This window comes from Rossellomorea vietnamensis, from assembly GCF_025398035.1.
In the GTDB taxonomy this organism is placed as follows: domain Bacteria; phylum Bacillota; class Bacilli; order Bacillales; family Bacillaceae_B; genus Rossellomorea; species Rossellomorea vietnamensis_B.
The window spans coordinates 2,475,656-2,500,901 of sequence record NZ_CP104558.1 but is presented as its reverse complement, the minus strand read 5'-3'; the positions used below and the strand labels follow the sequence as shown (position 1 = coordinate 2,500,901).

Genomic DNA, 25,246 nt, shown 5'->3' with positions numbered 1-25,246 from the left:
ACAAAGTTTAACAGCGGACGGGGTGATGCGACTCGCTTCTACAAATGATATAATACGTTAGATGGATGTATGAATGGAGGAACAGAGCATGTATGATGTCCAAAAGTGGAGCCATGTGTTTAAACTAGATCCGAATAAACGAATAGATGATGAAGATTTAGAAGCAGTATGTGAATCAGGAACAGACGCGATCATCGTGGGGGGAACGGACGGTGTAACCCTTGAAAAGGTTCTTGATTTGATGGCACGAGTGAGACGATATACGGTTCCTTGTATTCTGGAGGTATCAAATTTGGAGTCGATTACTCCCGGCTTCGATTTGTATTTCATTCCGATGGTGATGAACAGTCAGAACATGAACTGGGTGACGGGACTGCATCACCAGGCTGTGAAGGAATATGGAGAAATCATGAATTGGGACGAAATCCTTGTAGAAGGATATTGTATATTGAACCGTGACTGTAAGGCGGCGAAGGTAACGGAAGCGAACACAGACATTTCAAGTGAAGACGCGGCAGCTTATGCCATGATGGCAGAAAGAATGTTCAACCTGCCGATCTTTTATCTGGAGTACAGTGGTACATATGGAGATGTTGAAACGGTAAAAGAGGTAAAGGATTCACTGGAAAACACGACATTATTCTACGGCGGGGGAATTGAAACCCGGGAGCAGGCGAGGGAAATGGCTGCTGTCTCAGATGTTGTCGTCGTTGGAAATGCTGTATATGACAATCTGCAAGAAGCATTAAAGACGGTTAAAGCAGTGAAAGGATAAGGATCGAACTGGTGGTCCTTGCCTGATTGATATATAATAGAAATACAAATATAGAACGTACGTTCGTTATGGTGGTGTGAGACTATGCAATTTTTGACTGATCGACTGTTGAATGGAATGAATCCCGAGCAGGCAGAAGCTGTGAAGGCAACGGAAGGGCCGTTACTGATCATGGCAGGGGCAGGCTCCGGGAAGACAAGGGTATTGACGCATCGGATTGCGTATCTAATGGTGGAAAAAGGCGTCAATCCTTACAATATTTTAGCGATTACCTTTACGAATAAAGCGGCAAGAGAGATGAGGGATCGTATTGAAAACATCCTGGGCGGGGCATCTGAGAACATTTGGATCTCCACTTTTCACAGTATGTGTGTGCGAATCCTGCGCCGCGATATTGACCGCATCGGGATGAACCGAAACTTCACGATCCTTGACTCGACGGATCAGCAGTCTGTTATTAAATCAATTTTAAAAGAAAAAAATATCGATCCGAAAAAATTTGATCCCCGTTCGCTTCTCGGGTCCATCAGCTCTGCAAAAAATGAGCTGACGACTCCTGAAGAGTTATCCAAGCAGGTAGGCGGGTACTATGATCAGGTGGTCTCTGATGTGTATACAGAATATCAGAAGCGTTTACGCAAGAATCAGGCCCTTGATTTTGATGATTTGATCATGACAACGATCCAATTATTCCAGCGTGTGCCGGAAGTATTGGAATACTATCAGCGGAAATTCCAGTACATCCACGTGGACGAGTATCAGGATACGAACAGGGCGCAGTATATGCTCGTGAAACTGCTCGCTTCCCGTTTCCAAAACCTGTGTGTCGTAGGGGATTCGGACCAGTCGATTTATCGCTGGCGCGGTGCGGACATTGCCAATATCCTTTCATTTGAAAAGGATTATCCGCGGGCGACCGTCATTTTCCTGGAACAGAACTATCGTTCAACTAAGCGGATCCTCCAGGCGGCGAACGAAGTCATCCAGAAGAATTCGAATCGTAAACCGAAGAATCTTTGGACGGAAAATCATGACGGCGAAAAGATTTCCTACTTCCGGGCGGATACGGAGCAGACAGAAGCTCAATTCGTCACAGGGAAAATCAAGGAATTGATGGAAACCGGTAAGAAGAAGTATTCTGATTTTGCCATCCTGTATCGTACGAACGCACAGTCCCGTGTCATGGAGGAAGTGCTGCTTAAATCGAATATCGAGTACTCCATCGTCGGCGGCATCAAGTTCTACGATCGTAAGGAGATCAAGGATATCTTAGCGTATCTCAGGCTCATTTCGAATCCCGATGATGATATCAGCCTTCAGCGTGTCATCAATGTTCCGAAAAGGGGTGTCGGAGCCACTTCGATCGATAAAATTGCCCGTTATGCACAGGATCATGACATTTCCATGTTCAGGGCACTCGCAGAAGCCGACTTCATCGGACTCAGTCCCAAGATCACCAAAGCTGTGATTGAATTCATGGAAATGGTGAAAGGCTACACCAGTATGCAGGAGTATCTGTCTGTCACGGAACTGGTAGAAGAGATTCTTGAGAAATCAGGCTACACCGATATGCTGAAAGCGGAAAAGTCCATAGAGTCTCAATCAAGGCTCGAGAACTTGGACGAGTTCCTGTCTGTAACGAAAAGCTTTGAACAATCCAACGACGATAAGAGCCTCGTGGCATTTTTAACGGACCTTGCATTAGTCGCCGACATCGATAAGCTTGATGAGGATGACCAGCCGAAGGATTCTGTTATCCTGATGACACTGCACGCAGCCAAAGGTCTGGAGTTCCCTGTCGTATTCCTCATGGGAATGGAGGAAGGGGTGTTCCCTCACAGCCGTTCCCTCATGGAAGAGGATGAAATGGAAGAAGAACGCCGTTTGGCTTATGTGGGGATTACCCGTGCGGAAGAGCAGCTCTTCCTGACCAATGCCCAGATGAGAACGCTCTTCGGTCAGACGAAGATGAACCCGGTTTCCCGTTTCATCAATGAAATTCCTGCAGACCTGCTGGATGATGTGATGGCAGAGAAGAAAACGGCCTTCACTCCATTCGGGAAATCAGCGGCGAAATCACCTTCCCGCCCCGCTCCCAGAAAGCCAGTTGCACGTCCGGTCCAAACCACGACGGGTGGAGAATCCGTTGCGTGGCAGGTTGGCGATAAGGCACAGCATAAGAAGTGGGGAACAGGAACGGTTGTCAGTGTGAAGGGATCGGGAGACAGTGTCGAGCTCGATATTGCTTTCCCGAGTCCGATGGGAGTCAAGCGGCTCCTGGCCAAATTTGCTCCAATTGAAAAAGCATAATAGGTCGGAAGGGGTCCCCTTCCGGCTATAACCGAATATAAGCAAGAAAGGGTTGTGGAAATGGATCGACAATCAGCCGAAAAGCGTATCAATGAACTTCACGAACGACTGAATCAATATAATTATGAATATCATGTCCTCGACAAGCCTTCTGTTCCGGATTCAGAGTATGATCAACTACTCAGGGAACTCATCGAGCTCGAGGACCAGTTTCCGGAATTGAAATCAGCGGATTCGCCTTCCCAGCGTGTTGGTGGGACCATTCTCGATTCGTTCGAAAAAGTCGAACACAGAACGCCGATGCTGAGCCTTGGGAATGCCTTTAATGAAGAAGATCTTCGTGACTTTGACCGCCGTGTCCGTCAAGCGGTTGGGGAGGACTTCTCCTACGTTTGCGAGCTGAAGATCGATGGTTTAGCCGTTTCTCTCAGATATGAAGACGGGGCGTTCGTCCAAGGGGCTACGCGTGGGGATGGATCCATAGGTGAGGATATCACATCCAATCTGAAGACCATCCGTTCCATCCCGTTAAAGATTTCAGAAAAAATGTCCTTCGAAGTCCGGGGAGAGGCATTCATGCCGAAAGGATCCTTCGAAGCACTGAATAAGATCAAAGAAGAAAAAGGGGAAGAACCCTTTGCCAACCCGCGTAACGCAGCGGCAGGTTCACTCCGCCAGCTGGATCCGAAAATAGCGGCATCCCGGAATCTCGACATTTTCCTATATGCCCTGGCTGATATCGGGGATACCGGAATCGATTCCCATAGCGAGGGATTAGACACGCTTGATAAATTGGGGTTTAAAACAAACCCGGAACGCAAACGATGTGCGACCATTGAAGAAGTCCTTGAATTTGTCGGGAAGTGGACAGATGAACGTCCGAATCTATCCTATGACATAGACGGGATCGTCATCAAGGTCGACTCCCTTGATCAGCAGCAGGAACTTGGAACGACAGCGAAAAGCCCGAGGTGGGCCATTGCGTTCAAATTTCCTGCCGAGGAAGTCGTTACGGTGCTGAAGGAGATTGAACTAAGCGTAGGACGTACAGGAGTCGTCACACCGACGGCCATCCTGGAGCCGGTCCGTGTAGCTGGAACGACTGTCCAGCGTGCCTCCCTTCATAATGAAGATCTGATAAGGGAGAAAGATATCAAGATCGGTGATCACGTCGTCATTAAAAAAGCTGGGGACATCATTCCTGAAGTGGTCAATGTTCTTGAAGACAAGAGAACCGGTGACGAACAGGAATTCCTGATGCCGACTCATTGTCCGGAATGTGAAAGTGAACTTGTGAGACTTGAAGGGGAAGTGGCCCTTCGCTGCATCAACCCGAAATGTCCTGCACAAATCCGGGAAGGGCTCATTCACTTTGTATCCCGCAACGCCATGAACATCGATGGCCTGGGTGAAAAGGTGATCAGTCAGCTGTTCAGGGAAAAATTGATTGAAGATGTAGCCGATTTATACAGACTCGAGCGCGATCAGCTTCTTAAGCTGGAACGGATGGGCGAAAAATCCGTTGATAATTTGTTGGAAGCCATTCAAACGTCGAAAGGGAATTCCCTCGAGAAGCTGTTATTCGGTCTTGGCATCCGTCACGTAGGAGCCAAAGCGGCGAAGACGTTGGCGCAGGAATTCAGCTCAATGGAAAGGCTGATGGAAGTGGGGAAAGAGGAACTGACGAATGTGAATGAGATCGGGGATAAAATGGCCGACGCCATTGTCGCTTACTTTGAAAACGATGAAGTGAAAGAACTCATTCAGGAGCTGAAAGATGCCGGCGTGAACCTTGAATACAAAGGACCGAAGCCTGTATCAGCCAGTGACGTCGACTCTTACTTTGCAGGCAAGACCATAGTCCTTACAGGGAAAATCGAACTATTGAGCCGAAATGAAGCAAAAGAAAAAATCGAGATGCTCGGCGGGAAAGTTACCGGCAGTGTCAGTAAGAAAACCGATCTTGTCATTGCAGGCGAAGAAGCGGGATCAAAGCTTACGAAAGCGAATGACTTAAATATAGAAGTCTGGGATGAGGATAAGCTGATGGAAGAACTTAACCGATAAGAGGTGTAACGAGGAATGAAAAAAGGGATTTCGGTCGCTCTCTCCGCATTAGTGTTACTGGGAGGCTGTGCTCCGACATTTGAGAAACAGGATCAGGTCGTCCAGGAAAATCAGGATAGTGAAGCCAAGAAAGCCATCATACCAAGCTTTCAAATTTCGAAAGAATACTACAAGACGATGCTTCCGTATGAAACGAGTAATACCCGGGGAGTCGTCGTGAATGACCTGGGTTCAAGATATGATATTAATGAAATCGAGACGGGCTTATTAAGGGTTGCCCAAAATCGGTTTTCGACGGATGAATATTTCTTCAAAGAAGGCCAATTCCTTACCAAGAAGACGGTGGATAGCTGGCTGCAACGAAAGTACACCAGTGAACAGCTGAAGGAAAAAGGGTTGAAGGAATCTGAAAATGTCGGACTTAATCCCGTGCAGTCAAAAGGGGAAAATGCCCCGATCTATTTGGCCCACGTCGTCGAACATAATTACTTGATGAAAAAAGAAGATAACAAGGTGCGTCTTGGTGGAGTGGCCATCGCCTTGTCCCTGAATTCTGTCCAATATGAGACCAATATGTCAAATGGGACAAGAACTGTAAAGAATCTTTCCAATGAGGTTTTGAAAGAACAGGGAGCGAAAATCGCGGGTGAAGTACTCAACCGGCTTCGTCAGAAAAAAGAACTCCAAAACGTGCCGATTATGATCTCCCTTTATAAGCAGGCTCCGAAAGATCAGGTCGTCCCTGGTCACTTCTTTGCCTACACAACCGTGGAACCGGACCAAAACGGCATTCAGGACTGGAAAGGGATCAATGAAGACTATTATTTATTCCCTTCCCCGGAAGCCCAGGAGAACCACCCGAACGATTTCAAAGTCTTTAACGAACTGAAAACAGACATCGAAAAGTATTTTCCTGTATACACAGGACTGACAGGACAAGCGCTCTATCAAGATCAGAAGCTGTCCAAAATGGAATTCGAAGTGGCCCTTTCCTTCCAGGGGAAAGCGGAAACCATCGGATTCGCCCAGCATCTGACCAATATGATCGGCAAACAGACCCCGGACAGCTGGGAGGTAGAACTCCTCGTCTCCTCTTCCTATGGACCTGAAGCGCTGATCATCAAGAAACCGGGCAGTAAAGAAACCTATTTACACATTTATGAATAAGTAAAGAAAGAACTAATCCAAAAAGGGTTAGTTCTTTTTTTGAGGGACGGACCTTCTGTATTTCCAAAAAAATGAAACTATCAAGTTGATTCATACGTAGAAAGATTAGTGAACCAATCGAGTGGATCGGAAGGATAGACTTTTATACACCAAATTGGAGAAAAGGAGGTAGCTCAGATGATGAGTTTTATCGCTCTTATAGTGGCTGGAACGTCCTTGACATTTGCAACTATAGTCTATGAACAGAATAAAAAAATGGAGAAGAGAATGAAGGAATTGGAGAACAAACTATAAATATCGAAATGGTTATGGGTACTGAAGGTCCGTCCCTCACTGCTTTAATGCGATGAGGGACGGACCTCTTTTGTAGTGCGAAAAATGTCGAATAAAAATTCTGAAAAAAGTGTTCCAAATTCAATCTATCTGTTATACAATACAAACATGTCAATTAATCTGTATTATAACAATGAGATTTGTTTAATACACTTAAGGAGTGAATACGTTCTATGTCGACTCAAATGGTTGGTATCAAGGTAACCGGTGAACTTAAACCGGGCTTTGATGAAATGTTATCCTCTGAGGCACTGCAGTTTTTAGAACAGCTGGAGCGCAGGTTCGGGGAGAAACGCAGGGAGCTGTTACACAACAGAGAGAAGAAGCAGGAGCGGATCAATGGAGGAGAGCTTCCTCACTTTTTGACGGAAACCGAATCGATCCGCCAAGGGGAGTGGAAGGTTGCTCCGATTCCAAAAGCACTGCAGGATCGAAGGGTGGAGATCACAGGCCCGGTTGATCGGAAAATGGTCATCAACGCCCTGAATTCAGGAGCAAAATGTTTCATGGCATGTTTTGAAGATGCCACCTCACCTACATGGAACAACCTCATAGAAGGACAAATCAACCTCCGAGACGCTGTACACCACACGATAGACTTCGAGAAAAACGGGAAGCGTTATGAATTGAACGAAGAGCACGCGGTTCTGATCGTAAGACCCAGAGGACTTCACCTGGAAGAGAAACACATCGAACTGGATGGAGAGCCTCTATCAGGAAGCCTTGTGGACTTTGGCTTATTCTTCTTCCATAATGCGACTCACTTAACTTCACTGAATAAAGGCCCTTATTTTTACTTACCTAAATTAGAAAGCCACGAGGAAGCACGATTCTGGAATGAAGTATTTGTATTTGCCCAGGATTATGTGGGGATTCCCCAAGGGACGATCAAAGCGACGGTCCTGATCGAAACAATCACAGCCGCATTTGAAATGGATGAAATCCTTTATGAGTTAAAAGAACACTCAGCAGGGTTGAATTGTGGAAGATGGGATTATATCTTCAGCTATATCAAAAAGCTTCGGGAACAGGAAGATGTGATACTTCCCGATCGTTCATCGGTCACGATGACGGCGCCATTCATGAGGTCATATTCCCTGCTTACGATTAAGACCTGTCACAGAAGGGGAGCACCTGCAATAGGCGGTATGGCGGCGCAGATTCCTGTCAAGAACGATCCTGTCAAGAACGAAGAAGCGTTCAATAAAGTGAAAACAGATAAAGAACGGGAAGCAAGGGATGGTCATGATGGAACGTGGGTCGCGCACCCTGGTCTGGTACCGGTTGCCATGGATGTATTCAATCGGGAAATGAAAAAAGAGAACCAGATCGAAGAGAAAACCTTGCTGGAGCTGGAAGTATCTGAACAGGAGCTTCTCGAAGTTCCTCAAGGAGCGATAACCGAAGAAGGTGTCCGATTGAACATTAATGTAGGCATTCAATACATTTCATCGTGGCTCAGCGGACAGGGGGCGGCTCCGATCCATAATCTGATGGAGGATGTGGCCACGGCAGAAATCTCGCGTGCCCAGCTATGGCAATGGATCCGTCATCCGAAAGGGATTCTCGACGATGGCCGGACTATCACCTTGGAACTCTATGAACAACTGAAGCAGGAAGAGCTGACAAAACTCAAAAGCCAACTGGGAGAAGACCGATACAAGGAACGACGATTCTCTGAAGCCGTCGACCTGTTCGATCAGCTCATACAGAACGACCAGTTCACAGACTTCCTCACCATTCCCGGTTACCGGATCCTTTAAAGAAGCGGACCCGGTCAACTGTTGGTACAACAGGCATAATCACTTTATTCAATTACCGCTTCACCTGGATGAGGGACGGACCTCAGCCAATGACGCAAGACCATACATCAAACATACACCGGTATGTATAAAAACAAAAAAGGAGAGATTTAACATGGTAAAAGCAAATAACGAACGTGTAACGGCACTACAGGAAAACTGGGAAATGGATCAACGCTGGAAGGGGATTACACGCCCGTACTCAGCTGAAGATGTTATTCGTCTTAGAGGATCCATCGACATTGAGCACACTCTGGCCCGCAGGGGTTCGGAAAAGCTGTGGAATCTCCTTCACGAAGAAGACTATATCAATGCTCTTGGCGCCCTGACAGGAAACCAGGCGGTTCAACAAGTAAGAGCCGGACTGAAAGCCATTTATCTAAGCGGATGGCAGGTTGCAGCGGATGCTAACCTTTCAGGTCATATGTATCCGGATCAAAGTCTGTACCCGGCAAACTCAGTTCCATCCGTCGTAAAGAGAATCAACCAGGCCCTTCAGCGCGCAGATCAGGTCCATTATGTAGAAGGGGATGAATCGATCGATTGGTTCGTGCCGATCGTGGCCGATGCTGAAGCCGGATTCGGTGGCCAGTTGAACGTGTTCGAATTAATGAAGGGGATGATTGAAGCAGGGGCTTCTGCCGTCCACTTTGAGGATCAGCTTTCGTCTGAGAAGAAGTGCGGTCATCTGGGAGGGAAAGTCCTTCTTCCTACCCAAACGGCTGTTAAAAACCTTATTTCCGCCCGTCTTGCTTCAGATGTAATGGGAGTGCCGACGTTAATCGTTGCGCGTACGGATGCCAATGCCGCGGACTTGATCACGAGCGATGTTGATCCATATGATGCCCAGTTCATCACCGGTGATCGAACTCCTGAAGGGTTCTTCCGTACAAATGCCGGCCTTGATCAGGCCATCGCAAGAGGCCTGGCATATGCTCCTTATGCGGATCTTGTGTGGTGTGAAACATCTGAACCAAATCTTGAAGAAGCGCGTCGATTTGCAGAGGCGATTCATGCTGAACATCCAGGTAAATTACTGGCTTATAACTGTTCCCCGTCCTTTAACTGGAAAAAGAAATTGGACGATGAAACGATTGCCAAATTCCAGGTGGAGCTCGGTAAAATGGGCTATAAATTCCAGTTCGTTACACTTGCAGGCTTCCACGCTTTGAACCACAGCATGTTCGAGCTTGCGAGAGGGTACAAAGATCGCGGTATGGCTGCTTATTCACAGCTGCAGGAAGCAGAGTTTGCCAGCGAAAAGCACGGATATTCCGCTACAAGGCATCAGCGTGAAGTCGGAACCGGCTACTTTGACGAGGTATCCATGGTGATATCAGGTGGTACATCCTCCACAACAGCTCTGAAAGGTTCAACGGAGGCAGCACAATTCTAAATTATGATTAATATACTCATAAAGGTCCGTCCCTCAACAGCGAGGGACGGACCTTTATATGTTTCTAGTACTATCGGAGCGAATTTGTGAATAAAGTAACTTTATAGAAAAATTTATAAATATACTATTGATTTTATTAATATACACTCATATAATTAGACCTAATTTAAATTAATTGTGTGGGGTGAGAGGTATTGGATGTTGGTATTGTTGGTAGTACTGGGTACGGTGGTGTGGAGTTGTATCGTCTGTTGTCGAATCATCCAAATGTGGATGGGTGTATTTTATATTCATCTTCTCTGGAAGGGAGTTCATATGCGGAACAGTATCCGCATTTATCCGGGCTTTCCCATGAAAGTGTGAAGCCGATCATGATCGAAGAGATGCAGCAGCTTGATTTCGTATTCCTGGCGGTGCCTTCCGGGGTTTCAAAGGAGCTTGCTCAAAAGCTCATGGGAAAAAAGGCGAAAGTGATCGATCTTTCCGGCGATCTGCGTTTAAAGGTTCCGGGTGAATATGAAGAGTGGTATAAAGGAGAATCTGCTCCGCAGGATGTCCTCGGGAAAGCCGTCTATGGATTGACTGAAATCAATCGACACGCCATCCGGGAAGCAGAACTCATTGCCAACCCCGGCTGCTTCCCGACAGCGACCCTGCTGGGGCTGGCTCCACTCTATCAACAGGATCTTATAGACCCTCACTCCTTGATCATCGATGCCAAAACAGGTTTATCCGGGGCGGGGAGAAAAGCGAGTCAATCCAGTCACTTTGCCGAGACTCAGGAAAATCTACGAATCTATAAAGTTCATCAGCATCAGCACACACCAGAAATTGAACAACAGTTGAAGGAATGGAGCAGCGAAGCGGGCCCGATTACATTCACAACCCATCTCATTCCCATGACCAGGGGAATCATGGTGACGATGTACGCCGACTTAAAGGACAGCTGCACCACTGAGCAGTTACATACCCGCTATCAAAGCTTTTATGAAAAGCATCCATTCGTCAGGATTCGTCCGGTCGGGCAGTTCCCGGGCACCAAAGAAGTATTCGGCACGAATTTCTGTGACCTTTCCATCAAAGCAGATCCACGGACGAACCGGGTCACGATCGTATCAGTGATCGATAATTTGGTAAAGGGAGCGGCGGGTCAGGCGGTGCAAAATATGAACGTGATGCTTGGGTTGGACGAAACGACCGGTCTTCATCACTATCCTATTTATCCATAAGAGGGGGAGAATCAATGAAACTGGTAAAAGAAGAAACAGTGAAACCGATCAAAGGAGGAACGATTCTGTCACCTCTTGGATACAAGGCAGGGGGACTCCACACAGGTCTTCGATACGCAAAAAAGGATTTTGGTGTCATTTACAGTGAGAAACCTGCACAATGCGGAGCGGTTTATACGCAAAGTCATTTTCAAGCGGCTCCCCTCAAAGTCACACAGGAAAGCATCTCCCACTCTCATACACTACAAGCAATCGTCGTGAACAGTGCCATTGCAAATGCGTGTACAGGTGAACAAGGGTTGAGGGATGCGTATCAAACGAGGGAATGGACCGCAGAACGGTTCCAGATCCCCGAAGAGTACGTCGCTGTTGCCTCCACAGGTGTCATCGGGGAATGGCTTCCGATGGATAAGGTGAAAAAGGGCTGCAGTGACATCCAGGTCGAGGCGGGCCCGGAAAGTGCAGAGTCTTTCCAACAGGCCATCCTCACGACGGATACAATCGAGAAATCGTCGTGCTATCAGGTCATGATCGACGGGAAGACCGTCACTATCGGAGGCTGTGCGAAAGGCTCGGGGATGATTCATCCGAATATGGCAACGATGCTCGGCTTTATTACAACCGACGCCACCATATCATCGGACGTTCTGCAGAATGCCCTTAAAACTGCCATCGATCAATCCTTCAATCAAATCACCGTGGACGGGGAAACGTCCACCAACGATATGGTCATCAGTTTGGCGAATGGCATGGTGGAACATGAAGCCCTTCACGAAAATCATCCTGACTGGACTCACTTTCAAAAAGGATTGACCCTTGTATGTGAAGATCTGGCGAAACAAATCGCAAGAGATGGAGAAGGCGCGACCAAACTGGTGGAAGTGAATGTGACAGGAGCCCCGTCTCATCAAGATGCCAACATTTTAGCAAAAAAGATCGTCGGTTCCAATCTGGTGAAGACAGCACTCTTCGGAGGAGACCCGAACTGGGGAAGGATCGTCGGAGCGATGGGACATAGCGGAGTCGAACTAATCCCTCATCAATGTGATATCCGCATCGGGGACACACTCGTTTTTTCAAAGGGGACTCCTCAACCGTTCAATGAAGAAGAAGTCAGCGGGTACATGCAAGCTGAACATGTGAGCATCTCGGTATCACTGCAAAGTGGGAAGGGATTCGGAAAGGCCTGGGGGTGCGATCTTACGTATGACTACGTCAAAATCAATGCAAGTTACCGAACATAAGCCTGTGATTGTTGTGAAACTCGGTGGGAGTATCATTTCCAAGCTGTCGCCCCGTTTCTATAAAAGCATAAAAGATCTTCAGAAGCACTACCATGTGATCCTCGTTCACGGCGGGGGTCCTGAGATTACGGCAACACTTAAGGAGCGTGGAATACAATCCACGTTCATCAACGGCCAGCGAAAGACCACGAAGGATGTTTTCAACATTGCCGAACAAATGCTGAAGGGGAAGGTGAACAGCGCACTGGTCCACCGACTCAACCGGGATGGGGTAAAAGCTATAGGGTTATGCGGGTACGATGCTCAATTACTCGAGGCAAGTTTTATAGATGAAGAGTCTCTTGGATTGGTAGGGAAAATTGAAGAGGTCAATCTCACGCTGCTTCACAATCTACTGTCTTTAAACTACTTACCGGTGATCGCCCCCCTTGCAACGACAGTGGAAGGAGAAAGGGTAAATGTGAATGCCGACCTTGCTGCAGCAGCCGTCGCCCAAGCACTGAAGGCTGAGAAACTGGTGTTTGTCACCGATGTACCTGGGATCTTGAAAGATGGTGAACTTGTTTCACGTGTAACAATCGAAGTCATTCAGCATTATATTGAAACCGGTGTGATCTACGGCGGAATGATCCCTAAGGTGCAGGCGGCCCTTTCGGTTTTAAACAAAGATATTAAAGAAGTGATGATTGTCGGATGCCGGGATTCCATCATCCAGGATGGGGAAATGATCGGCACCCGAATGACAGAAGGAAAAGGGGTTCAAGCGATATGAGTCATGTATTCCCAACGTATAATCGGTTAGACATTGAATTGGTCTCGGGTAAAGGTACGGAGGTACAGGATCAAAATGGTACATCCTATTTGGATTTCATCTCAGGAATCGCCGTTTGTAACTTAGGGCATTCCCCTTCTGTTGTAAAAGAAGCAGTGGAGAAGCAAATGGAGACGCTTTGGCACGTATCCAATCTGTTCACGATCACGAAACAGGAAGAGGCAGCCACACTCCTCGCTTCTGCAAGTGGCCTTGATGCCGTCTTCTTCTGCAATAGCGGAGCGGAAGCGAATGAAGCAGCGATTAAGCTTGCGAAAAAACATACAGGAAAGACGAAGATCCTGACCTTTAAGCAATCCTTTCATGGCCGTACATTCGCAACGATGAGTGCGACCGGACAGGAGAAGATCCATAGCGGATTCGGTCCCTTGCTGCCGACATTTGAATATCTTCCATATAACGATGAGGAGAAGCTATCAGAAGTGAAGGATGGGGATGTGGCGGCCATCATGCTTGAAGTGATCCAGGGGGAAGGGGGAGTCAACCCGGGAACACTTTCCTTTTTGCGGGCGGTTGAAGCCAAGTGCCGCGAATTGGATGCGTTACTCATTATCGATGAAGTCCAGACAGGGGCGGGACGGACGGGACTGCCCTTTGCTTACCAACACTATTCCCTCAATCCGGATATCGTCACGGCTGCCAAAGGACTCGGGAGCGGATTCCCGGTGGGGGCCATGCTGGGGAAGAAAGAACTCATCCCATCCTTTTCGCAAGGCACACACGGATCGACATTCGGAGGGAATCCGTTAGCGATGGTGGCAGCGAAGGCAACCATGGAAACCATTTTCGAAGAGGAATTCCTGAAAGATGTTCAACATAAATCGGAGTATTTCATGGAACAACTGACCCTCAAGCTTCAGGAATATCGCATTGTCCAAGAAGTAAAAGGGATCGGTTTTATGATTGGTATTTCCTTCGATAAGGATGTGAGTGATATTATTGCCGAGCTCCGTCATAATGGATTATTGACCCTTCCGGCAGGAGCACATGTAATCCGGTTATTACCACCATTGACGGTCACCAAAGGGGAACTCGATCAGGCTCTTCACATTTTAGTCCATACAATCAAGCAACATCAATCAGCAGAGGTCTGCTAAATTTTTTTAATTGAAGATGTATAAAAATACTTAAATATAATTATTTATTCATTCATAAAAGGAGGTCAACTCATGAAAGGATACTTATGCTTGAAAAACGGCAGCACTTTTACAGGGGAAATCATGATGGAGGAAGAGAAACCCGTTCAGGGTGAGATTGTATTTTTTACAGGAATGACGGGGTATCAGGAAGTACTGACGGACCCTTCCTATAAGGACCAGATCGTTGTTTTCACTTACCCTCTCATCGGCCAGTACGGTGTGAATGAAGACGATTTCGAAAGTGGGAAGCCTCAGGTGAAAGGGGTCGTCATGCTCGGTTCAGCCGAATTGTTTTCCCACTATAAAGCCACGTCGTCCCTTAAGGACTATCTTCATAAATGGAAGATTCCTTTTATGACAGGGGTGGATACGAGACAGGTTGTGAAAGAGATCCGTCATGAGGGAAGTCAGAATGCATGCATTTCATATACGGAAATGCTGCCTGAGGAAGAAACACTCACCGGCCAAATCGAAAAAGTCGCTGCTTCAGAAATTTTTCAAATGGGAAGCGGCAGCAAGCATATAGCGGTCATTGATTTCGGTGTGAAGAAATCGATTGTATCCTCTCTGTTGGAAATGGACTGCCTCGTGACCGTCATTCCGTATCACCAACTGGAGGAGTTGGAGCAGCTGGATGTCGATGGACTGGTATTATCCAACGGCCCTGGGGACCCGAAGGAAATGATGTCCTTCTTACCTCGGCTGAAAGAGAAAATCCTGCAAATGCCGACGCTTGGAATCTGCCTGGGTCATCAATTGATCGCCCTTGCACTGGGGGGGGAGACGGATCGATTGTTATTCGGGCACAGAGGGGCAAATCACCCGGTCATGGACAACAATTCGGGTGAGGTTTTCATCACATCGCAAAACCATAATTATGTCGTGAAAAAAGATAGTTTATTCGGGACAGGGCTTGAACCGCGATTTATAAATGTCAATGATGGTTCCCTTGAAGGCCTTCAGCATCATAGTAAGCCGATCCTTTCCGTTCAATTCCATCCCGAAGCACGTCCTGGACCAGAAGACGCTTCGTGGATATTCCAGCAATTCTATCAATCGATCAAACAACCGGGGAGAGAGAAAATGTATGCCTAAAGATTCCAGTATTCAAAAAGTCCTGATCATCGGATCGGGACCCATCATCATCGGGCAAGCGGCTGAATTCGATTATTCCGGTACGCAAGGGTGTCTTGCCCTGAAAGAAGAGGGCTATGAAGTCGTGCTTGTGAATCACAATCCGGCCACGATCATGACGGATACGGCTTATGCCGATACAGTGTATTGTGAACCACTGACCGTAAAGACCTTGATGGCCATCATCGAAAAGGAACGACCACAAGGGTTGGTGGCGAGTCTCGGTGGGCAGACCGCCTTGAATCTGGCCGTCGGGCTCCATGAGAAAGGGGTGCTTGAGAAGTACGGTGTGAAACTGCTCGGTACGTCTGTTGATTCGATTCAAAAAGGGGAGGACAGAGAAAAGTTCCGTTCATTAATGGAGGAGCTGGGTCACCCGACGGCGGAAAGCAGCATCGTCCATGACCTGGAAGAGGCACTGATTTTTTCTGAAGAGATTGCCCTTCCGATCATCGTCCGCCCTGCTTATACGTTAGGCGGGAGAGGCGGCGGAATTGCTTCTACTAAAGAAGAATATAAGAAATTCGTCTTATCCGGTTTAAAAGCTAGTCCGATCCATCAAGTGCTTGTGGAAAAAAGCATCGCCGGTTTCAAGGAAATCGAGTATGAAGTGATGAGAGATTCGAAAGGAAATTGTATATCGGTCTGCAATATGGAAAACTTCGATCCTGTAGGGGTCCATACGGGGGATTCAATCGTCGTGGCCCCGTCCCAGACATTGACAGACCGGGAGTTTCATATGCTCCGTACGGCCGCCTTTGATATGGTCAGCGCATTAGAAGTAGTGGGAGGATGCAATATACAATTTGCTTTAGACCCTAACAGCAACCAATACTATGTCATTGAAGTGAATCCCCGTGTGAGCAGATCATCGGCCCTGGCATCCAAGGCAACGGGGTATCCCATCGCCAAAGTAGCGGTGAAGATTGCGGTCGGATACACATTGGATGAAATCATCAATCCCCTGACCAGGACCACCTATGCAAGCTTTGAACCTGCCCTTGATTACGTCGTGGTGAAATTCCCGAGATGGCCGTTCGATAAATTTCCTGAAGCGAACAGGGTCCTCGGCACGAAGATGAAAGCAACGGGAGAAGTGATGGCGATCGAGCGCTCATTAGAGGCGGCGTTTCAAAAGGCGCTTCAATCGTTGGACCTTTCACTGGAGAGCCTGTATGGGGGAATGTCAGATCTGACATTGGAAGAATTGGAGAAAAAGGTTGTGACGCCGACGGATTCACGATTCTTTGAACTGATGGAGTTGTTAAGAGGGGGACGATCCATCGATGCCCTCCACGAAATGACGGGGATCGATAAGCTGTTCCTGTCGGTGATGAGCAATCTTGTTTATATGGAACATAAGCTCAGTACATCTTCATTGAGTGCAGAGCTATTGAAAGAAGCGAAGGAGTTACGGTTTGAGGACAGTACCATTGCAGGGCTGACGGGAATGGCTGAAGCGTCTATCGTCGAATTGCGGATGGAAGAAGGAATCGTTCCCGTATTTAAAATGGTCGATACGTGCGCCGGCGAGTTTGAGGCCATCACGAACTACGCCTATTCAACGTATTATGGGACAAATGAAATCGAGTCTTTACCAGGGGAGAAAAAAGTCCTGATCATCGGGGCGGGACCGATCCGGATCGGTCAGGGAGTCGAATTTGACTACAGCGCCGTCAAGGCCATCAAGCGTTTGAAAGAGCACGGGTACACCACGATCATGGTGAATAATAATCCCGAAACCGTCAGTACCGATTATGAAACCGCGGACAGATTATATTTCGAACCGATTACGAAAGAAGCGGTCCTTGCCATCATCAAGCATGAGAGGATCGATACCGTACTGGTTCAATTCGGTGGACAAACGGCGTTGAACCTTGCCGATATGTTAGAAGGAGAGGGAATCACACTTCTTGGAACGTCATCCGATATCATTGACCGGGTTGAAGATCGGGAGCGTTTTTATCAACTCCTTGATGGATGTGCGATCCCCCGTGTAAAAGGGGACATCTGCCACAGTAAAGAAGAAGCGATTCATGTTGCGGGAAACCTGACCTTTCCTCTTCTATGCCGCCCTTCCTATGTCATCGGTGGTAAAGGGATGGTGAAAGTGAAGAGCCTTGAGGAAATGCAGCGCTTCATCCAAACCGCAGATGAAGAATATTTTCCTGTATTGGTAGATGAATTTAAAGAAGGCCGGGAAGTGGAAATCGATCTTGTAGGAGATGGGGAAGGCGTCTATGTTCCCGGAGTGATGGAGCATATTGAACGGGCCGGCGTCCACTCAGGGGACAGCATGTCCATCTTCCCTTCCGAATCCCTGTCGGGGGAAATCAAAGAGACGATTGAAGAGTATGCCCGTAAAATAGTATCCGCGCTTCAGTATAAAGGAATCATGAATATTCAATTCCTGCTGCAGGATCGAAATGTGTATGTATTAGAAGTCAATCCCCGGGCCAGCCGAACCGTACCGATCGTCAGTAAGGTCCTTGGCTTTCCATTAATCGATATGGCCACGGATCTCATGTGCGGGGAAAGTTTGACCATCGATGCCTTTGACCCCCCTTCCAGTATAAAAGGAGTCGGGGTGAAGTATCCCGTGTTCTCATCCCATGCTTTACCTGAGATCGATCAGATCCTCGGTGCGAATATGAAGTCGACGGGAGAAGGTCTATGTCTCGGGGAAACCGTTGAAGAAGCTCTATACAAAGTATTTGAAGAGCTGCATGGGGGAGTTGAAGCAGGGGGAACCATCTACGTCGATTGTGTGCAGGCTAAGCAATATCAAACGGCTGAAGAAGCATCATTCAGTGAATGGATCAAAACCGATCATGCATGTGTCTACTTCAATGATGAGGAAACGGACGCGAAGAAAAGAATCGCTGCATTGGAAGCGGGTGTCACCGTGATAACCGAAGCGGAAACCCTGCACGCCTTCATGCGAAGCAAAAACGCACACGTCCAGCCGAAGCCTTTAGTCCATTCAAAATCCATTCAGGGAGTGAGCCGAGTATGAACCATTCAACCATTGCACCGTCTCCGGAGAAAGTGTCGTTAAAAGGAAGAGACCTCGTCACGTGGCTCGATTACACGGCGGAAGAGGTCCATGAGCTCTTATCGTTGGCTCAGTACTTGAAGGAAAACCCTTATTCGAAGAGCCTCGAAGGAAAGACTCTCGGAATGATCTTTGAAAAGTCATCCACGAGAACACGAGTGTCATTTGAAGCGGGGATGCTCCAATTGGGAGGTCACGCCATCTATTTGAATTCCCGAGATATCCAGCTTGGGAGAGGGGAGTCGATTGCGGATACGGCACGCGTCCTGTCGTCTTATGTGGACGGGATCATGATCCGCACGTTCGAAACCGAGAAGGTGACACAGCTGGCAGAGTATGCCAGTGTCCCCGTCATCAACGGTCTTTGCGATACGTATCATCCATGCCAGGCGTTGGCCGATGTCCTCACGATCCTGGAAACCAAGGGGACGCTGAAAGGGGTGAAGGTCGTCTATATCGGGGATGGCAATAACGTGGCCCACTCCTTCATGATCCTCTGTGCCATGCTTGGGATGGAGGTCGTCGTTTCCTGTCCTGAAGGGTACGAACCGAAGGAAGATATCATAGGGAAAACGGTGGATCTGACCGTAGAAAGCGGAGGGAGTTTCACCCTGACCCATGACCCGAATGAAGCGGTGAAAGGTGCTGATGTCGTCTACACGGACGTTTGGGCCAGTATGGGGCAGGAAGAAGAAGCGTTCAAGCGCCTTCAGGACTTTAAAGGATACCAAGTGAATGAAGAGCTGTTGAGTCATGCTTCTCCCAATGTGACATTTCTCCATTGTCTTCCGGCACATCGGGAAGAAGAAGTCACTGCAGCCGTCATCGACGGTCCTTGTTCCGCCGTATTTCAACAGGCGGAGAATCGATTGCATGTCCAGAAGGCAATTTTACAATCGTTGTTTATATAAAATGGCAAAGGGTCCGCTCACGTTTTCAGAGCGGACCCTTTTAGTTGCCTGAAAGCATTCCCATAAGAGAAAATGGGACAGAACCAAATGAACACATGTAAACATATAGTGTAGGAGAAACTGTAATAAGACGTTTTGGAGGTGCAATGTTTTTGAGTAAGCCAACCTTAGATGATTACTTGGAAAATGGAATATATGGGCAAAAACAAACCAAGCCAGATGAAAGAAGGAAGTTTCTGGGGACCCTGAGAGAGCGGATCGTCATTGCCCTTACCCAAAGCCAGGTGAGGGAAAAGGGAATATACAAGGAAGTTCAGGATCAATTGAAGAAGCATCCAGATGCAAAGCTTTTACTGAATGGTAACATGAGCTACACCTTTTTATCTAAATACATCAAGCTTGCCGATACGTATCATGTGTCGTTCTCCATGGTTACCAATAAGGAGATTGAAACGGATATCGGGCTTGTTCTCGCTTATGACCATGCCATTGATCAGGAAGAGATCTATGTGCAGAAGAAAAGTGAGAAAGCGGTTGAAGCAAAGTCCAAGCCAAAGCAAAAGAAAAGCCTATTTTCATCCATTAAAAATAAGCTTTTCTAATCATGATTGCCCTTATGAAATATAGAGAGTTTAAAAAGCCCTTTCAAAATCGCTGGGATGATGAACAGAATAAATAAAATCCGGAATAAATGGTATCCGGTAATGATGGAAAGATCTGCGTTGACGGCTTGTCCGACCAGTGCCATCTCTGCCATACCCCCGGGAGCCATGCTAATGAATGCAGTCAAAAAAGACACATCATGCCAGCGGCTCAATAAAAAGCTTAGTCCCACACAACCTAAAAGCAGGCACAGGGAAGTAAATAACGACCATAAGATGAACTTGCCCATCGAGTTGGATGACGAGAAATTCATCATGAAACTAAAATAAATACCCAGGGATAACTGAGCAAGGATAATGAACAGTCCGGGCATATGAGGGACCGGCCATTCAGCCACCATGAAACCGCCGATCACCAGGATCGGGCCAAGTAAAGTCGGGGTGGGAAGGTGGATTCTTCTAGCTAAGAAGCCTGCTGCAATGGCAATCATGAAAAATAGGACAAACCCCCAGTGAAAAGAAGGGATCTCAAATTGACCACTGGCAGGACCCGGACCGTTTCCTCCTCCAGCTAAAAGAGGACTGAACACAAGGAACGGTACCACGAAAATGACAGACAACAGCCGGATGACCTGAAGGATCGTCACGACGGTTAAGTCAATATCCTTCATTTCCTCCCCGAGAGCCACCATTTGTGAAAGCCCACCAGGTATACTACCGGTAATCGTCGAAGACAAACCGATCCCCGTCATTTTGGACGTAATGTAAGCAAGGACCATACTGAAGGCAATGATCGCAACCGTCATCGTCAGCATCGAGGGAAGCTGAGTGAAGATTTCAATCATCGTTTTCTGACTGAACGACTGCCCGATAGCATAGCCGACGATGATCAATCCAAGATCCCGGAGATAAGACGGCCAGGCAAGCTCGAATTTTGTCCATTTGTTAATGAGAAAGACAGAAACCATGGAACCGAGAAGCCAGGACAGGGGAAGATGCAGGAGCGTGAACAGCCCACCGCCTATAACCCCTGCCAAGAAGGCTAATAGAATTGGATGCATTGTGAAAACCCTCTCCATTTACGTACTCTATTTAAAGGTAATCAAATGGAGGAGAGGAAGCAAATGGATTGCTTTAGTTAGAAGGGAGGTATCGCTCGGGGTCGAGTCTGCTTCCTTCGGCTACAATGGCGGTCATACCATCAACGGATCCGGATTCATGCATTTCACCCTCCTGCCAAAAGACAGCCATGCCCGGTTCCACCATGATTTTTTCTCCCCCTTCGATCCTCACCCATCCACGTCCTGACGTGATCATCAGAAGCTGATCGCACATGGCTGGATGCATGCCCAGCACGCTGTTTTCCTCTAAGTAAAAATACCCGATTTGGAATGGATCGTCTGGCTTAAGCAAAGGATGGATCATAACGTTTTGACTATTGAATTGATGAATGGATTTTCCGGTACTTTGTTTAAAACTGTATATTTTCATGAAATCACCTCTTTTTATAGATTCGGTTTAGGGGAGGGGGAGTCCTTTATTTGGGATAGTGAAAAGTTTGATTTTATACATTATATGGTAATTAACGCAATTAAAAGAAAAACGACGCAATCACCGGCCAAAATGACGCAATCCATCCCTATCATTTTTACAGGGGTGGACTGTCTAAACCAGTGTTCCTCACAAACTCACACCCACCCCTCATTTCGTGATAGAATAGACGGAGGTATGGACAAGAATCATCCATGCCCCTAACAATGGTTATCTCTTATCATAGTTGCTTTAATGAAGCGAATTTTGGTATTATCAATAGTATTGTGAGTGTTCGAACATATACGGAGGTGAAGAAGATGTCTAGAATTTCTGAAGAGCAGGTAAAGCATGTTGCACACCTTGCACGACTAGCCATCACAGAGGATGAAGCGAAGAAGTTTACGACTCAGCTGGATGCGATTATCGGGTTTGCCGAGCAGCTGAATGAATTGGATACTTCAAATGTGGAAGCAACGAGTCATGTACTGGATATGAAGAACGTGATGCGTGAAGATAAGCCTGTTGAAGGACTGCCACGTGAAGAAGTATTGAAGAACGCACCAGACAAACAAGATGGACAAGTTCGCGTTCCATCGATCTTGGACTAAGGAGGGGACCTCATGTCATTATTTGACCATAAATTATCAGAGCTTCACGAGCTTTTACATAAGAAAGAAGTTTCTGTCACAGACCTGGTAGACGAGTCGTACAAACGAATCGATGCCGTGGAAGATAAAGTGAAGGCGTTTTTAACATTAGATGAAGAGAATGCCCGCAGTAAAGCGAAGGAAATGGATTCCAAGCTTGGTACGGATGAAAGTAAAGGCCTTCTTTTCGGAATGCCGATCGGAATCAAGGACAATATCGTTACAAAGGGTCTTCGTACAACCTGTGCAAGTAAAATCCTTGAAAACTTCAATCCGATTTATGATGCGACGGTCATCAATAAACTACATAGTGCCGATACGATTACGATCGGTAAATTGAATATGGATGAGTTTGCAATGGGTTCTTCTACTGAGAACTCCGGTTTCCAGAAGACGAGTAATCCATGGAATCTTGAAACGGTTCCAGGTGGATCTTCAGGAGGTTCAGCGGCATCCGTTGCAGCTGGGGAAGTTCCTTTCTCACTTGGTTCAGATACAGGTGGATCGATTCGTCAACCGGCGGCATTCACGGGTACGGTCGGGTTAAAACCGACTTATGGACGTGTATCCCGTTTCGGTCTTGTTGCATTTGCTTCATCTCTTGATCAAATTGGACCGATCACCCGTAACGTAGAAGACAATGCGTACTTGCTACAGGCAATCGCCGGGCTTGATCCAAATGATTCGACATCAGCCAATGTGGAGGTTCCGAATTATGCGGAGGCCCTTACAGGTGATGTAAAAGGTCTGAAGATTGCTGTGCCGAAAGAATACTTGGGTGAAGGTGTCGGGGAAGAAGCCCGCCAGGCCGTCCTTGCTTCATTGAAAGTGTTGGAAGGCATGGGTGCAACATGGGAAGAGGTTTCCCTTCCTCATTCTAAATTCGGTGTTTCAACGTACTACTTATTAGCATCTTCTGAAGCATCTGCCAATCTTGCACGCTTCGATGGTGTTCGTTACGGATACCGTACGCCGAACGCAGAGAACCTTCTTGATCTTTACAAAAAAACCCGCGCAGAAGGCTTCGGGGATGAAGTGAAGCGTCGTATCATGCTTGGGACGTTTGCATTGAGCTCAGGTTACTATGAAGCGTATTACAAGAAAGCACAACAGGCCCGTACGCTGATCAAGAAAGACTTTGAAGATGTATTTGCGAAATACGATGTTATTATTGGACCAACAACACCAACTCCAGCTTTCAAAATCGGAGAAAAAATTGATGATCCATTAACGATGTATGCCAATGATATTTTAACGATTCCAGTAAACCTTGCAGGCGTGCCGGGAATCTCGGTTCCTTGTGGATTCTCTTCAACAGGACTGCCGCTTGGACTGCAGATCATCGGAAAGCATTTTGACGAAAGCACGATTTATCGCGTAGCCCATGCATTCGAGCAGGCTACAGATTTCCATACAAAAAGACCACAACTGTAAGGGGTGAAATCAATGAACTTTGAACCAGTAATCGGACTAGAAGTCCACGTAGAATTAAAAACGGACAGTAAGATGTTCTCTCCGGCACCGAACCATTTCGGGGCAGAGCCGAACACAAATACAAACGTGATCGACCTTGGATATCCTGGTGTTCTTCCGGTCGTTAACAAACGTGCCATTGAGTTCGGTATGAAAGCCGCGATTGCACTGAACTGTGAGATCGCGACGGATACAAAGTTTGACCGTAAAAACTATTTCTATCCTGATAACCCGAAAGCGTACCAAATTTCTCAATTTGATAAGCCGATCGGTGAGAATGGCTGGATCGAGATTGAAGTGAACGGTGAGAAGAAACGCATCGGGATCACTCGTCTTCACCTTGAGGAAGATGCAGGGAAACTGACTCACTCAGGCGACGGCTATTCCCTTGTCGACTATAACCGTCAAGGAACGCCACTGATCGAGATCGTATCCGAGCCGGACATCCGTACACCTGAAGAGGCGTATGCGTATCTTGAAAAGCTTAAATCCATCATCCAATACACAGGTGTTTCCGACTGTAAGATGGAAGAAGGATCGCTTCGTTGTGACGCCAATATTTCCCTGCGTCCAATCGGACAGGAGAAGTTCGGAACGAAAGCCGAATTGAAGAACCTGAACTCTTTTAACTTTGTTAAAAAAGGATTGGAATATGAAATCGTCCGCCAGGAAAAGGTTCTATTATCAGGTGGGATGATTCAGCAGGAAACACTCCGTTTCGATGAATCAACGGGCAAAACGATCCTTATGCGTGTAAAGGAAGGATCGGATGATTACCGTTACTTCCCTGAACCGGATTTACTACACCTGCATATCGACCAAGAGTGGATGGACCGTATCCGTGCAGAGATCCCCGAGCTTCCGGATGAGCGTAAAAAGCGCTATGTAGAAGAACTTGGCTTACCTGCGTATGATGCCATGGTTCTGACATTGACGAAGGAAATGTCTGATTTCTTCCAGGATACCGTTGAAGCAGGTGCAGATGCGAAACTTGCCTCTAACTGGCTGATGGGTGAAGTTTCGGCATACCTGAATGCACAGCAGAAAGAACTGGAAGATGTTAAGCTGACTCCTAAAGGACTCGCAGGCATGATCGAGTTGATTGAAAAAGGAACGATTTCTTCTAAGATTGCGAAGAAAGTGTTCAAGGAATTAGTAGAAAACGGTGGAGATCCTGAACAAATCGTGAAAGATAAAGGCCTTGTTCAAATTTCGGACGAAGGTGCCTTACTCAAGATCGTGACGGAAACGCTGGATGCGAATCCACAATCCATCGAAGACTTCAAGAACGGGAAAGACCGTGCCATCGGCTTCCTTGTCGGTCAAATCATGAAAGCGACAAAAGGTCAGGCCAACCCGCCGCTTGTAAACAAATTATTGCTTCAAGAAATTCAAAAACGCTAACATTTTTCATATTGCCCCCCGAAAACATTTGGTTTTCAGGGGGCTTTCCTATGGGGAAGAGGGACGGACCTTGAAATAGTTCAAGGTCCGTCCCTCTTTTTGTTCAAATTTTCCTGATCCTAGTGGTTTTTACCTGTTTTGTGTAGGTCATTTAACCCGAGGTTGGAAAAGGTGAATATTAGGTCTTTCGGCT

The 25,246-nt window shown here is 47.0% G+C and carries 19 protein-coding genes; 17 read left to right on the top strand and 2 right to left on the bottom strand.

The genetic code is table 11. The features are described 5' to 3' along the window. Positions 1-88 precede the first annotated feature (88 nt). The 14 genes from N5C46_RS12845 (at position 89) to N5C46_RS12780 (ending at position 19,996) form a co-directional block, all read left to right on the top strand. A complete protein-coding gene (locus tag N5C46_RS12845) occupies positions 89-775 on the top strand; it encodes a heptaprenylglyceryl phosphate synthase (protein WP_261748985.1) in 687 nt (228 codons plus the stop codon). Between the two features lie 84 nt (positions 776-859). Next, positions 860-3,085 (top strand): DNA helicase PcrA, encoded by a 2,226-nt coding sequence (gene pcrA / locus N5C46_RS12840; protein ID WP_261748984.1) that lies wholly within the window; start codon positions 860-862, stop codon positions 3,083-3,085. Between the two features lie 60 nt (positions 3,086-3,145). Next, entirely contained in the window at positions 3,146-5,152 is a 2,007-nt protein-coding gene (gene ligA / locus N5C46_RS12835; RefSeq protein ID WP_261748983.1) for an NAD-dependent DNA ligase LigA, read from the top strand. Positions 5,153-5,167: 15 nt separating this feature from the next. Further along, positions 5,168-6,319, top strand: a complete 1,152-nt coding sequence (locus tag N5C46_RS12830) for a CamS family sex pheromone protein (protein ID WP_261748982.1) — start codon at positions 5,168-5,170, stop codon at positions 6,317-6,319. A 506-nt stretch (positions 6,320-6,825) separates the two neighbouring features. Beyond that, a complete protein-coding gene (gene aceB / locus N5C46_RS12825) occupies positions 6,826-8,415 on the top strand; it encodes a malate synthase A (RefSeq protein ID WP_261748981.1) in 1,590 nt (529 codons plus the stop codon). 154 nt (positions 8,416-8,569) lie between these two features. Next, positions 8,570-9,850, top strand: coding sequence for an isocitrate lyase (aceA, locus tag N5C46_RS12820; RefSeq protein ID WP_261748980.1), 1,281 nt, complete (start codon positions 8,570-8,572; stop codon positions 9,848-9,850). Positions 9,851-10,044: 194 nt separating this feature from the next. Beyond that, positions 10,045-11,079: an N-acetyl-gamma-glutamyl-phosphate reductase gene (gene argC, locus N5C46_RS12815; RefSeq protein WP_261748979.1), complete on the top strand. Its 1,035-nt coding sequence runs from the start codon at positions 10,045-10,047 to the stop codon at positions 11,077-11,079. A 14-nt stretch (positions 11,080-11,093) separates the two neighbouring features. Further along, on the top strand, positions 11,094-12,323 hold the full coding sequence (gene argJ / locus N5C46_RS12810; protein WP_272501209.1) for a bifunctional ornithine acetyltransferase/N-acetylglutamate synthase: 1,230 nt from the start codon (positions 11,094-11,096) through the stop codon (positions 12,321-12,323). After that, positions 12,286-13,095 carry an acetylglutamate kinase gene (argB, locus tag N5C46_RS12805; RefSeq protein ID WP_261748978.1) on the top strand — a complete coding sequence of 270 codons (810 nt, stop codon included), beginning with the start codon at positions 12,286-12,288 and terminating at the stop codon, positions 13,093-13,095. The genes argJ and argB overlap by 38 nt, the downstream gene beginning before the upstream one ends. Further along, on the top strand, positions 13,092-14,252 hold the full coding sequence (locus N5C46_RS12800; RefSeq protein WP_261748977.1) for an acetylornithine transaminase: 1,161 nt from the start codon (positions 13,092-13,094) through the stop codon (positions 14,250-14,252). The genes argB and N5C46_RS12800 overlap by 4 nt, the downstream gene beginning before the upstream one ends. A gap of 72 nt (positions 14,253-14,324) precedes the next feature. Beyond that, positions 14,325-15,389 (top strand): carbamoyl phosphate synthase small subunit, encoded by a 1,065-nt coding sequence (locus N5C46_RS12795; protein WP_261748976.1) that lies wholly within the window; start codon positions 14,325-14,327, stop codon positions 15,387-15,389. After that, on the top strand, positions 15,382-18,444 hold the full coding sequence (locus N5C46_RS12790) for a carbamoyl-phosphate synthase (glutamine-hydrolyzing) large subunit (RefSeq protein WP_261748975.1): 3,063 nt from the start codon (positions 15,382-15,384) through the stop codon (positions 18,442-18,444). Before N5C46_RS12795 ends, N5C46_RS12790 begins: the two co-directional genes overlap by 8 nt. Beyond that, entirely contained in the window at positions 18,441-19,394 is a 954-nt protein-coding gene (gene argF, locus N5C46_RS12785; RefSeq protein WP_261748974.1) for an ornithine carbamoyltransferase, read from the top strand. The genes N5C46_RS12790 and argF overlap by 4 nt, the downstream gene beginning before the upstream one ends. Before the next feature lie 146 nt (positions 19,395-19,540). After that, entirely contained in the window at positions 19,541-19,996 is a 456-nt protein-coding gene (locus tag N5C46_RS12780; RefSeq protein WP_261748973.1) for a YueI family protein, read from the top strand. On the opposite strand, the gene N5C46_RS12775 is transcribed toward N5C46_RS12780, so the two are convergent. Continuing rightward, the gene (locus N5C46_RS12775; protein WP_261748972.1) at positions 19,993-21,057 is read right to left on the bottom strand and encodes an AbrB family transcriptional regulator; all 1,065 of its coding nucleotides are present in this window, start codon (positions 21,055-21,057) and stop codon (positions 19,993-19,995) included. The genes N5C46_RS12780 and N5C46_RS12775 overlap by 4 nt on opposite strands. Before the next feature lie 73 nt (positions 21,058-21,130). Continuing rightward, the gene (locus N5C46_RS12770; RefSeq protein WP_261748971.1) at positions 21,131-21,487 is read right to left on the bottom strand and encodes a cupin domain-containing protein; all 357 of its coding nucleotides are present in this window, start codon (positions 21,485-21,487) and stop codon (positions 21,131-21,133) included. Between the two features lie 359 nt (positions 21,488-21,846). Here N5C46_RS12770 and gatC point away from each other — a divergent pair, with 359 nt between their 5' ends. From gatC to gatB, 3 genes are read left to right on the top strand one after another with little or no spacing between them, the layout of a single operon-like run. Continuing rightward, complete coding sequence (gene gatC, locus N5C46_RS12765) at positions 21,847-22,137, top strand: Asp-tRNA(Asn)/Glu-tRNA(Gln) amidotransferase subunit GatC (protein WP_034760864.1); 291 nt, start codon at positions 21,847-21,849, stop codon at positions 22,135-22,137. A 12-nt stretch (positions 22,138-22,149) separates the two neighbouring features. Continuing rightward, on the top strand, positions 22,150-23,610 hold the full coding sequence (gene gatA / locus N5C46_RS12760; RefSeq protein WP_034760866.1) for an Asp-tRNA(Asn)/Glu-tRNA(Gln) amidotransferase subunit GatA: 1,461 nt from the start codon (positions 22,150-22,152) through the stop codon (positions 23,608-23,610). Positions 23,611-23,622: 12 nt separating this feature from the next. After that, entirely contained in the window at positions 23,623-25,053 is a 1,431-nt protein-coding gene (gatB, locus tag N5C46_RS12755; RefSeq protein ID WP_258263427.1) for an Asp-tRNA(Asn)/Glu-tRNA(Gln) amidotransferase subunit GatB, read from the top strand. The last annotated feature ends 193 nt before the right edge of the window (positions 25,054-25,246 follow it).